The 10,297-nt window shown below is 70.9% G+C and carries 11 protein-coding genes; 5 read left to right on the forward strand and 6 right to left on the reverse strand.

The window, feature by feature from the left end; genetic code table 11:
• Positions 1-17 precede the first annotated feature (17 nt).
• The 4 genes from OG439_RS11315 to OG439_RS11330 are packed head-to-tail and all read right to left on the reverse strand — an operon-like array spanning position 18 to position 4,501.
• Positions 18-1,472 carry a flavin-containing monooxygenase gene (locus OG439_RS11315; RefSeq protein ID WP_326949337.1) on the reverse strand — a complete coding sequence of 485 codons (1,455 nt, stop codon included), beginning with the start codon at positions 1,470-1,472 and terminating at the stop codon, positions 18-20.
• Positions 1,469-2,320, reverse strand: coding sequence for an SDR family NAD(P)-dependent oxidoreductase (locus tag OG439_RS11320; RefSeq protein WP_326949338.1), 852 nt, complete (start codon positions 2,318-2,320; stop codon positions 1,469-1,471). Before OG439_RS11320 ends, OG439_RS11315 begins: the two co-directional genes overlap by 4 nt.
• Positions 2,304-3,194, reverse strand: coding sequence for an alpha/beta fold hydrolase (locus OG439_RS11325; protein WP_326949339.1), 891 nt, complete (start codon positions 3,192-3,194; stop codon positions 2,304-2,306). The genes OG439_RS11320 and OG439_RS11325 overlap by 17 nt, the downstream gene beginning before the upstream one ends.
• Positions 3,191-4,501, reverse strand: a complete 1,311-nt coding sequence (locus OG439_RS11330; RefSeq protein WP_326949340.1) for a cytochrome P450 — start codon at positions 4,499-4,501, stop codon at positions 3,191-3,193. Before OG439_RS11330 ends, OG439_RS11325 begins: the two co-directional genes overlap by 4 nt.
• A 99-nt stretch (positions 4,502-4,600) precedes the next feature.
• Between OG439_RS11330 and OG439_RS11335 the strand changes: the two genes are divergently transcribed.
• Positions 4,601-5,188 carry a TetR/AcrR family transcriptional regulator gene (locus OG439_RS11335; RefSeq protein ID WP_442792300.1) on the forward strand — a complete coding sequence of 196 codons (588 nt, stop codon included), beginning with the start codon at positions 4,601-4,603 and terminating at the stop codon, positions 5,186-5,188.
• On the opposite strand, the gene OG439_RS11340 is transcribed toward OG439_RS11335, so the two are convergent.
• Complete coding sequence (locus OG439_RS11340) at positions 5,166-6,230, reverse strand: amidohydrolase family protein (RefSeq protein WP_326949342.1); 1,065 nt, start codon at positions 6,228-6,230, stop codon at positions 5,166-5,168. The two genes, OG439_RS11335 and OG439_RS11340, sit on opposite strands and share 23 nt — an antisense overlap.
• Before the next feature lie 62 nt (positions 6,231-6,292).
• Between OG439_RS11340 and OG439_RS11345 the strand changes: the two genes are divergently transcribed.
• The 3 genes from OG439_RS11345 to OG439_RS11355 all read left to right on the forward strand — a co-directional run bounded on the left by OG439_RS11345 (position 6,293) and on the right by OG439_RS11355 (position 8,447).
• Positions 6,293-6,835 carry a TetR/AcrR family transcriptional regulator gene (locus tag OG439_RS11345; protein ID WP_326949343.1) on the forward strand — a complete coding sequence of 181 codons (543 nt, stop codon included), beginning with the start codon at positions 6,293-6,295 and terminating at the stop codon, positions 6,833-6,835.
• Between the two features lie 11 nt (positions 6,836-6,846).
• Positions 6,847-7,266: a cupin domain-containing protein gene (locus tag OG439_RS11350; protein ID WP_326949344.1), complete on the forward strand. Its 420-nt coding sequence runs from the start codon at positions 6,847-6,849 to the stop codon at positions 7,264-7,266.
• Between the two features lie 137 nt (positions 7,267-7,403).
• The gene (locus OG439_RS11355) at positions 7,404-8,447 is read left to right on the forward strand and encodes an alcohol dehydrogenase catalytic domain-containing protein (RefSeq protein WP_326949345.1); all 1,044 of its coding nucleotides are present in this window, start codon (positions 7,404-7,406) and stop codon (positions 8,445-8,447) included.
• Between the two features lie 21 nt (positions 8,448-8,468).
• Here OG439_RS11355 and OG439_RS11360 read toward each other — a convergent pair whose 3' ends face one another.
• Positions 8,469-9,446 carry an SEFIR domain-containing protein gene (locus OG439_RS11360; RefSeq protein ID WP_326949346.1) on the reverse strand — a complete coding sequence of 326 codons (978 nt, stop codon included), beginning with the start codon at positions 9,444-9,446 and terminating at the stop codon, positions 8,469-8,471.
• Between the two features lie 263 nt (positions 9,447-9,709).
• Here OG439_RS11360 and OG439_RS11365 point away from each other — a divergent pair, with 263 nt between their 5' ends.
• Positions 9,710-10,294 carry a toll/interleukin-1 receptor domain-containing protein gene (locus tag OG439_RS11365; protein ID WP_326949347.1) on the forward strand — a complete coding sequence of 195 codons (585 nt, stop codon included), beginning with the start codon at positions 9,710-9,712 and terminating at the stop codon, positions 10,292-10,294.
• The last annotated feature ends 3 nt before the right edge of the window (positions 10,295-10,297 follow it).

A 10,297-nucleotide genomic window follows, 5' to 3' on the forward strand; every position in this document is an offset into this window, starting at 1 on the left:
GCGCCCAGTCTGCACGTTCAGGCGGGCCGCCGCGAGAACCGCAGCGCGCCGTCGTCGATCCGGCCGTGCCGCAGCTTGACGACGTCGTGCGCGTAGCTCATGCCGAGCGTCCACGGCGCCCGCGACCCGGCCTTGGGGAACGCGTCGATCGCCCGCAGCACGTACCCGGCGTCGAAGTCGAGCAGCGGCCGCTCGGTGACCGCCGGGTCGTCGTTCACCGGGACGGCCTGGTCCTGCCCGGTCCGGTCGAGGTGACGCAGCAGCCGCACGACGTACTCGCCGACGAGGTCGGCCTTGAGTGTCCACGACGCGTTCGTGTAGCCGATGGTGAACGCGAAGTTCGGCACGCCGCTGAGCATCATCCCCTTGTACGCCATGGTTTCCGGCAGCTTGACGACGTGCCCGTCGACGGCCAGCTCGATGCCGCCGAAGGCCAGCAGCCGCAGCCCGGTGGCCGACACGACGACGTCCGCTTCCAGCTCGTCGCCGGACTCCAGCCGGATCCCGGTCTTCGTGAACGACGCGATCCGGTCGGTGACGATCGAGGCGTCGCCGTGCTTGATCGAGCGGAACAGGTCGCCGTCCGGCACCAGGCAGAGCCGCTGGTCCCAGGGCTGGTACTTCGGCTTGAAGTGGGTGTCCACGGCGTACCCGGCCGGCAGCTGCTTCATCGCGGCCTTGCGGATCATCGCCTTCACCACACCCGGACGACGCCGGCTGAGCTGGTAGATCAGCGTGCTCACGGCGACGTTCTTCCAGCGCGCGATGGGGTAGGCCAGCTTCGGCCCGAGCAGGCCGCGCAGCCGGTTGGCCAGCGCGTCCTCCGACGGCAGCGACAGGATGTAGGTGGGGGAGCGCTGCAGCATGGTGACGTGCTCGGCGCGGTCGGTCATCGCCGGCACGAGCGTCACGGCCGTCGCGCCGCTGCCGATCACGACGACCTTCTTGCCCGCGTAGTCGAGGTCCTCGGGCCAGTGCTGCGGGTGCACCACGGTGCCGCCGAACTCCTCGACGCCGGGGAACTGCGGCGTGTGGCCGCCTTCGTAGTCGTAATAACCGCTGCACAGGTACAGGAACTTCGCCGTGAAGCGCACGGGCTCGCCGTCGTGCGTCGCCTCGACCGTCCACAACGCGTCCTCTGTGGACCATTCCGCGCGGATCACCTTGTGCCCGAAGCGGATGTGCCGGTCGATGCCCGCCTCGGTCGCGGTGTCGCGGACGTACTGCAGGATCGACGGCCCGTCGGCGATGGCCTTCTCGCTGGTCCACGGCCGGAACCGGTACCCGAGCGTCTGCATGTCCGAGTCGGACCGCACGCCGGGGTAGCGGAACAGGTCCCACGTGCCGCCGATGGCGTCGCGCGCCTCGAGGATCGTGTACGTCTTGCGCGGGAACGCCTCCCGCAGGTGGTGGGCGGCACCGACACCGGACAGCCCGGCCCCGACGATCAGCACGTCGACGTGCTCGGTCATTTCACGGCCTCCGTCTGCCGGGCACGCATGCGGTTCTGCAGGCGGGAGAGCACGGCGTAGTAGTGGGTCGGGGTGACGCGGGTGAGCGCGTCGAACAGGTGGGCGTCGGGCCCGACCAGGATACGGGCTTTCCCGCGGTCGACGCCCGTGTGGATGATCTCCGCGGCCCGTTCGGGCGACGTCATCGTCATCGCCTCGAACTGCGCGGCCATCTCGTCCTTGGTGCGGCCGCGGCCTTCGGGGTCGCGCCGCACCCGGGCGTTGCGCGCGATGTTCGTGGTGATCCCGCCCGGGTGCACGGTGATCGCGCGGACGCCGGTGCCGCGCAGCTCGTGGCGCAGCGACTCGGTGAAGCCGCGGACGGCGAACTTCGCCGCGCAGTAGGCGCTCTGGTGCGGCATCCCGGCCAGGCCGAACACGCTGGAGGTGTTCACCACGGCACCCGAACCCTGCTCGGCGAGGATCGGCAGGAACGCGCGCGTCCCGTGCACGACCCCGCGGAAGTTGATGTCGTGCAGCCAGTCGTCGTCCTCGGGCACCGCGTCGAGCACGGTCGACGTCACCGCGACGCCGGCGTTGTTGAAGACGGCGGCCAGCGGCGCCGGGAGCCAGTCGCGCACCTCACCGGCGAAGCGGAGCTGGTCGGCGGCGTCGCGGACGTCGAGGACCCGGGTCAGCACGTGTCCGCGCAGGCCGGCCGCGGTCGCCTTGAGCCCGGCTTCGTCGACGTCGGCGATGGCGACGGGGGAGCCGAGCCGGGAGAACCTGGTCGCGAGGGCACGGCCGATGCCGGACGCCGCACCGGTGATCACGACCGGGCGGCCGGTGAGGCTAGGTGGTCGGGACATCGCTGCTCCTCGCGTGGCCGGCGATCAGGTCGAGCAGCGCGGGCCACGCGCCTTCGGGCAGGTTGTGCCCCATGCCGCGGACGGTTTCGAGGCGGGCCCCGGGGATCGCCCGCGCGGTGGCGGCGCCGCCGGTCGGGTGCACCATCCGGTCGCGGTCGCCGTGCACCACCAGCGTGGGCGCGGTGATCTTCTTCAGCCACGCCGTCCGGTTGCCGGACTTGAGGATCGCGCCGAGCTGACGGCCCACACCGCCCGCCGTCGGGTCGCGGTCCCAGCCCGTCCCGGCCGTTTCGCGCACCCAGGCCTCGTCGAAGGGAAAGCCGTGCGAGCTGATGTGCCGGAACATCTTCACGGCGCTTTCGACGGCCTCTTCGCGCGACTTCGGCGGCTTCGCGCCCATCAGCCGCAACGTCGAGAACGCCGGGCGGCCGATCAGGCGGGACCCGGTCGTCGACATGATCGACGTCAGGGTCCGGACCCGCGCCGGGTGCAGCGCCGCCACCGACTGGGAGATCATGCCGCCCATCGACACGCCCGCGAGGTGCACGCGGTCCAGGCCCAGCGCGTCGAGCAGGCCCACGGTGTCGGCGGCCATGTCCCTCAGGTCGTACTGCTCCGGCGGGAAGCGGCCGGCGAACATCGCGGGCAGCTTCGCCGGCCGGAACCGCGGGTGCGTCGAGCGCCCGGCGTCGCGGTTGTCGAAGCGGACGACCTGGAACCCGCGCCCGGCCAGCTCGGCGCAGAAGGCGTCCGGCCAGCTGTGCAGCTGCTGGCCCAGCCCGGCGACGAGCACCAGCGGCTCGGCGCCGTCGTCCCCGATCCGTTCGTACGCCAGGGAAATCCCCCGGCCGGCGTCGGCGATCTGTTCGTTCACGCGATTCCTCCCCGGCGGCGCACGACCGCGCGCCCACCCTTGGCCGGGGCGAAGGCGACGCCCCGGGAGTGCCAGCGCTCGTCCGCTTCGGTGGTCGGCTCGAGCGTGAAGTCGCGCAGCAGGGTGCGCAGGACGACGGTCATCTCCATCGTCGCGAACGCGGCGCCGATGCAGCGGCGGGTGCCGCCGCCGAACGGGATCCACTGGTAGAGGTCCGGTCGCGCGCCGGCGAAGCGGTGCGGGTCGAACGTCGCGGCGTGCGGGAAGAGCGTGTCGTCGTCGTGGATCAGGGCGATGCTGACGAGCACGACGTAGCCCTTCGGCAGCGTCCACCGGCCCAGCCGGAAGCCGTCCTGCTTGACCTGCCGGGCCGTGAGGTCGATGACCGGGCGGGTGCGCTGGACCTCGAGGATCGTCGCGTCGAGCAGCTTGCTGTCGGTCGCTTCGGCGAGCTCCCGCAGCACGCCGGGGTGCCGCCGGAGCCGTTCGACCGCCCAGGCCAGCGTGGTCGCGGTGGTCTCGTGCCCGGCGGTGAGCAGGGTGAGCAGCTGGTCGGCGATCTCTTCGCGGCTCAGCTCGGCACCGTCGTCGTAGCGGCTCTGCAGCATCAGCGCGAGGACGTCGTCACGCTCGTCGAGGCGCTCGTCGGCGCGGGCCTTGGCGATCAGCCGGTCGACGATCGCGTCGTAGTCGCGGCGCAGCCGTTCGAAGCGGCGCCACGGGTTCAGGCGGCCCTTCTTGGAGATCGGCAGCACGGCCAGGCGTGAACCGAGCGTCACGAACGGCGGGAGCAGCGCCCGCAGCTCGGCGAACTCGGCCCCTTCCGCACCGAACACCGCGCGGAGGATGGCGTTGAGGGTGATCCGCATCATCGACGGCAGCGTCGCGAACGCGCGGCCCTCCGGCCAGCTCGCCAGCTCCCGGACGGTCTCTTCCTCGACGATCTTCTCGTAGGCGGCGAGCCGGCGGCCGTGGAACGGCGGCACCAGGAGCTTGCGCTGCCGGCGGTGTTCCTCGCCCGAGAGGGCGAACAGCGACCGCGGGCCGAGCACGCGCCCGAGGTTGACCTCCTGGTTGTCGACCAGGTCCGGCCCGGACATGAACAGCTGCTTGATCTCGGCCGCGCCGCTGATCACGACGGCGTGGCCGAAGATCGGCACGTTCACCGTGAAGGCGTCCCCGTACTTCTCCCGCAGCCGGCGCATGCCGCGCAGCGGGCTGGTCAGCGCGTAGGCGCCCTGGACGGCGCGGGGCGCGGCCGGCCCCGGCGGCAGCGTCACGGGCCCTGGGCGTGTCACGGTCGTCATCGACATCTCCCCGCTCGGTGGTACGCGAACGTACCGTCGGTACGGTACGCCGGGGTACCATCCGGTTTCAAGGGGCTCCGGCCGCGGAAGGGGTATAGCGTGACGACGGTGACCACGGTCGAGACCCACCGGTTCCGGCAGCGGCTGCTCGACGGCTTGGCCGCCTCGATCACCGAGGACGGCTTCCGCGACACGACGGTCGCCGGCATCGTCCGCCGGGCCCGGACCTCGCGCCGCACGTTCTACGAACACTTCTCCAGCAAGGAAGCGTGCTTCGTCGCGCTGCTGGCCGAAGCGAACCGCCAGATGATCCGGCAGATCACCGAAGCCGTCGACCCGCGCGCGCCGTGGGCCGATCAGGTGCGCCAGGCGATCGAGGCGTGGATCGCCGCCGCGGAGTCGCAGCCGGAGATCACCCTGAGCTGGATCCGCGACGTCCCCGCGCTCGGCGCCTCGACCCGCGAGCTGCAGCGCGAGGCGATGGAGGGCTTCATCGCGATGACGCTGCGGCTGACCGACACGGCCGAGATGCGGGCGGCGGGGATCCGGCCGCTGTCCCGGCAGCTGGCAATTATGCTGCTGGGCGGGTTGCGCGAGCTGATCGCGACGACCGTCGAGGACGGCGGCCGGGCCGGCGACGTCAAAGAGGTCGCGGTCCGCGCGTCTATCGCCCTGCTGGGGCCGTGACTGCGGTACCGGCGCACCAGACCCGGGTGATCGCGCGGGTGGCCCGGATGTCCGCGATCGGGTCGCCGTCGACCAGGACCAGGTCGGCGCGCAGGCCGGGGCGGATGGCACCGCGGTCGTCGAGGCCGAAGTGCTTGGCGGGCAACGCCGTCGCCGCGCGAAGGGCGTCCACAGTGGACAGGCCGGCGTCGACGAGTAACTCGAGTTCGTCGTGCAGGCTCACGCCGTGCTCGACGGTGGCCGGCACGCCGGGCTCGGTGTTGGCGTCCGACCCGGCGAGGATAGGCACGCCCGCGCGGTACAACGCGGTCACCGACGCCTTCGCGCCTTCGTAGAGCTGCGGCTGCCCGACCGTCGTGGACACGCCTTTCATCATGGTCAGCGTCGGCGCGACGATCCGGGCGCGGGCCACGTCGTCCGTCGTGATCGGGGCGCCCAGCGGTGCGTGCGTGAGGACGTCGACGCCGGCGTCGAGGCCCATCGTGTAGGCCCCGGCGGAAGTGGCGTGCGCGACGACCAGCAGGCCGGCCTCGTGCGCGGCGTCGGTGAGCGCGCGGGCGGCGGGCAGCTCCGGGCCGCCGCCACCGGGCGCCTCCAGGACGATCTTCAGGTAGTCGGACCCCGCCGCGACCCGGGCGGCGACGAAGTCCTTGGCCTGCCCGGGATCGGTGATGACGGCTTCGGCGGGCATGCCGGGGATCCGGGCGTGCATCCCGCTCGGCCCGATGGCCGGGATCCCGGCGCTGCGGATGTCGGTCAGGCCCGGCCGGTCGCGCAATGACGCGAGCAGTTCGGCCGAGAAGGTGGCCATGTCGAGGGCCGTCGTGACGCCGTAGCGCGCCAGCTGTTCGAGGTTCTCGGGTCCGTGCAGGTGGATGTGGGTGTCGATGAGCCCGGGCAGCAGGGCGCCGCCACCGCCGTCGACCGTGTCGGCCCCGGCGGGGTCGGTGCCGATCGTGCCGCCGTCGATCACGACCGTGCGCGGCTCGGTGAGCCCGGCGCCGTCGAAGACCCGGACGTTCGTGACGGCGGTCCTGCTCATGCGACACTCCCCGATAAGGAACGGTACTGTTCACTAAGCACGGTACACGGGAAGGGCGGGCGATGCCGGACACGCGGCGACGGGGCGACGACCTGGTGCGGGCGATCTACGCGTCGACGCTGGCCGAGCTGGCGGAGGCCGGCTTCGAGGAGCTGAGCTTCGAGAAAATCGCCCTTCGCGCCCACACCGGCAAAGCGGCGCTCTACCGGCGCTGGTCGACGCCCGCGGAGCTGGTGCTGGCCGCCCTGACCGACCCGGTCGCCGGCTTCGGCGAGACCCCGCCGCCCGGCACCGGTGATCTGCGTACCGACCTGCTGGTGCTGCTCGGCGGTTTCGCCCGGGTGCTCGACGAGCCGCACGGACGCGCGCTGGTCCAGCTGATCACGCAGCGCCGGCGGCACCCGGCGCTGTTCGAGCGGGTCCGCGACCTCGTGTTCCGGCCGCGGCAGGAGCTGATCCTGGAGCTGCTGGGGGAGACCGGCACCGCTCGCCTCGCCGCCGTCGGGCCGCGGCTGGTCCTCGTCGCGCACATCGAGGCCGGGCCGGTCTCCGAGGCCGAGGTCGCCGCGATCGTCGACGAGGTGCTCCTGCCGCTGGTCGGCTAGGTTCGAAGGTCATGGAGAGCGACAACACCCAGAGCGTGTTCGACGTCCTCGCGGAAGCCGCGGCGCTGCCCGGGACCGCCGAAACCATGCTGGTGGACAAGTACTTCGTCGACAAGGCTTCGGCCAGTGCGCGGATCTTCCGGATCTACCGCGAAGTCCCGCTGCACTACCACGACGACTGCGACGAGCACCTCTACCTGCTCAGCGGCGGCGGCACGTTCCACCTGGACGGCGAGGAGTTCGAGGCGAGGCCGGGCATGTTCCTGGCCTTCGAGCGGCGCAAGGTCCACGGCTTCCCGAGCATCACCGCGGAGCCGTTGGTGGTCCTGGCGATCGACGTCCCCCGCCGCCGCCCGGACGACATCGTCTTCGTCGACCCCGCCGCGGGTGACGCGAAGAGCTTCATGGCCCGCAACGCCGACGGCGATTGACGTTTCCCAGCTCGCGATGTCCGGACGTCCAGCTGAGCCACTGTCTCTAATTGCGACAGCCGGGCGGCCGCGACCGTCCTAGGTTCGGTGGGCGGCCGTGCCCGGACGCGGGTGCCGGGCGGTCGCCGGAGGCGACGATGAAGGCGCTGGTCTACCACGGTCCGGGCGCGAAGGCCTGGGAAGACGTCCCGGACGCCGCCGTCCAGGAGCCCACCGACGTGGTCGTGCGCGTCGACACGACCACGATCTGCGGCACCGACCTGCACATCCTGCAGGGTGACGTCGCCGCGGTGACCGACGGCCGGATCCTCGGCCACGAAGCGGTCGGCACGGTGACGGCGGTCGGCGACGCGGTCCGCGCGTTCGCCGTCGGCGACCGGGTGCTCGTCCCGGCGATCACCCAGTGTGGCCGCTGCGAATACTGCGGGCGCGGGATGCCGTCGCACTGCCAGACGGTCGGCGGGATCGGCTGGATCTTCGGTCACCTCATCGACGGCACCCAGGCCGAGCTGGTGCGCGTCCCGTTCGCGGACACGTCGTTGTACGCGGTCCCGGACGATGTCACGAACGAGCAGGCGATCTTCTTGGCCGACTCGCTGCCGACGGGCTACGAGGTCGGCGTCCTGGCCGGCCGCGTCCGCCCGGGCGACACGGTGGCGGTGGTCGGCGCGGGCGCGGTCGGCCTGTCGGCGATCCTGACGACGGGCCTGTGGGGCGCGTCGAAGGTGATCGCGGTGGACTCCAACAAGTTCCGCCTCGAGAAGGCCCTGGACTTCGGCGCGACGGACGCGATCGAAGCCGGCCCGGACACGAAGGCCGACGTCCTGGCCATGACGGACGGCCTGGGCGTAGACGTCTCGATCGAGGCGGTCGGCTACCCCCAGACCCTGCAGACGGCGGCGTCCCTGGTCCGCCCGGGCGGCCGCATCGCGAACATCGGCGTCCACGGCGTCCCGGTGGAGCTGCCGATGCAGGAGATGTGGATCCAGAACGTCACGCTGACGATGGGCCTGGTGGACACGGTCTCGATCCCGACCCTGCTGAAGATGGTGTCCTCGGGCCGCATCCCGGCGGAGAAGATGGGCACGCACACGTTCACCTTCGCGGAGATGGACGAGGCGTACGAGGTCTTCGCCAACGCGGCCGCCAACTCGGCGCTGAAGGTGGTCATCACCCCCTGACGCGCGGTGGGCGGCTCGGCGTCAGGTCATCGTCGGGTCGCCCCAGGCCAGCTCCGCCGGCCGCCCCGCCCGGGGCCGCACCGAAACGGCGGCACCGCCGAAGGGCGAGCCGCCCACGCCGGGACGGGACATCTCCAGCCGCAGCCGGAGCGCCCCGGTGACGTCGAGGTCGATCGTGGCCGGCTTCCCGAGCGCCACCTGGTGGGTCGACTGCGGAGCGCCGTCGAGAAAGACCTGGAAGTGCCCGACCTGGAACGGGTCGGCGGCATCGTCGAGCACCCCGACGACCGCGGTCAGCCGCTGGTAGTGGCCGCCGAGATCCATCTCGACGTACCCGTCCGAGCCGGTCGGGCGCTTGGTGGGCCGCAGCACGATGCTGTTGTCGTAGCGGATCCCGTCGATCAGGGCGCTGCCACGGCGAATTCCGTTGCTGGCGACGACCCACGGCAGCTCACTGGCCGATACCTGTTTCACGGGCGCTTCGCCGTTTCCGCGCCACTGCCCCCGCTGGGGAATCGAGTACTGACCCCGCCCGGTGATCGCCGCCAGGAGTTCGGTCACTCCGGCTTCCGTGAACTCCTCGATCTCGTACCTCGTCGTCGAGTAGGCGTTCAGGAAGGTCGGGATCTCCTCGATCGAATGCCCTGGGAGCACGACGGGAAGGACCCGTTTGGCGCCGTCGCGGAGGTCCTTGGTCAGCTTGTCGCGGATGATCGCGGTTTCGAACTGGGCCCCGCGCCCCTCGTCCGGCGGCGCCAGCCCCTCGGCCCGGTCCTTGTAGAGGCGCGACGCCACGACCAGGATGAAGTCCGCGTCGCGCAGGTGCTCGGTCGCCCACAGGGACCAGTCCCGGCGTTCGTTGTCGTACCACCGGTCCAGCACGACCTCGAGCCCGATCCGGCCGTGCAGGAACGTCGCGAACCGCCGGACCTGTTCTTTGTGCTCCGGGGTGTCGTGGGAGTAGCTGACGAACACCCGCGGCGCCTCGTCGTCGGGCATCGACACTCCTCTTGAAGGGCGGGTCGGAGATTCACCGAGCCGGACCATCGTCTTTCCGGAAACATTTATCGAGCGGTCGGACTTGATCGCTACGCAGTCATCTATCCATTTTCCGTGGATCTGTCAAGGTTTGATCGGTGACCTTCCGGTTTCGTGGCCAGTAAATGTCCAGAATCTGTCAGGTTTCTCGTCTATCTCGGCGAGGTGTGTCGATCTAGGCTGTGATCCGCCTGGTGGGGAGCGGTGAAGGAGCGACGGCACGCGTGTACCAGTACGACGTCTTCATCAGCTACCAACGTGGCGACCGGGTGGTTCCGGCCTGGGTCAGGAATCATTTTCACCCACGGCTGTCGGAATTGCTGGACAGCAATCTCGACCGTGAGGTGAAGGTCTTCTTCGACGAGACCCTGCCCACCGGTTCGCACTGGCCGGCGGAACTGCGGACCGCGCTGCAACGCACGCGGATCCTGGTGCCGGTGTGTTCTCCGAAGTACTTCCAGAGCGAGTGGTGCCTCGCCGAATGGCACTCGATGGCGAAACGTGAGGAACTGGTCGGCCGCGCGACGCCGGAGCGACCGCGACGGCTGATCTACCCCGTGATCTTCTGCGACTCGCGGAACTTCCCGGCGTACGCGCACGAACGCAGCATGTGGGATCTGAAGAAGTGGAATCTGCCCTACGAGCACTTCCAAGCTTCGCCGGCGTACCTGGAGTTCCACCAGCAGATCGAGAAGATCGCCGAGGAGCTCGAAGTGCTGATCGACCTCGCGCCGGACTGGCGGCCGGACTGGCCCGTCGACACCCCGATGCCGGAGCCGCCGAACCGGCCCCGGATGCCGAGGTTCTGAGGC

The organism is Amycolatopsis sp. NBC_01307, from assembly GCF_035975215.1.
GTDB lineage: Bacteria > Actinomycetota > Actinomycetes > Mycobacteriales > Pseudonocardiaceae > Amycolatopsis.

Bases quoted from the DNA above. Each gene is read 5' to 3' on its own strand.
- OG439_RS11320 (WP_326949338.1), bottom strand. From the start codon at position 2,320: ATGTCCCGACCACCTAGCCTCACCGGCCGCCCGGTCGTGATCACCGGT.
- OG439_RS11360 (WP_326949346.1), bottom strand. From the start codon at position 9,446: ATGCCCGACGACGAGGCGCCGCGGGTGTTCGTCAGCTACTCCCACGAC.
- OG439_RS11330 (WP_326949340.1), bottom strand. From the start codon at position 4,501: ATGACGACCGTGACACGCCCAGGGCCCGTGACGCTGCCGCCGGGGCCG.
- OG439_RS11315 (WP_326949337.1), bottom strand. From the start codon at position 1,472: ATGACCGAGCACGTCGACGTGCTGATCGTCGGGGCCGGGCTGTCCGGT.
- OG439_RS11340 (WP_326949342.1), bottom strand. From the start codon at position 6,230: ATGAGCAGGACCGCCGTCACGAACGTCCGGGTCTTCGACGGCGCCGGG.
- OG439_RS11345 (WP_326949343.1), top strand. From the start codon at position 6,293: ATGCCGGACACGCGGCGACGGGGCGACGACCTGGTGCGGGCGATCTAC.
- OG439_RS11350 (WP_326949344.1), top strand. From the start codon at position 6,847: ATGGAGAGCGACAACACCCAGAGCGTGTTCGACGTCCTCGCGGAAGCC.
- OG439_RS11355 (WP_326949345.1), top strand. From the start codon at position 7,404: ATGAAGGCGCTGGTCTACCACGGTCCGGGCGCGAAGGCCTGGGAAGAC.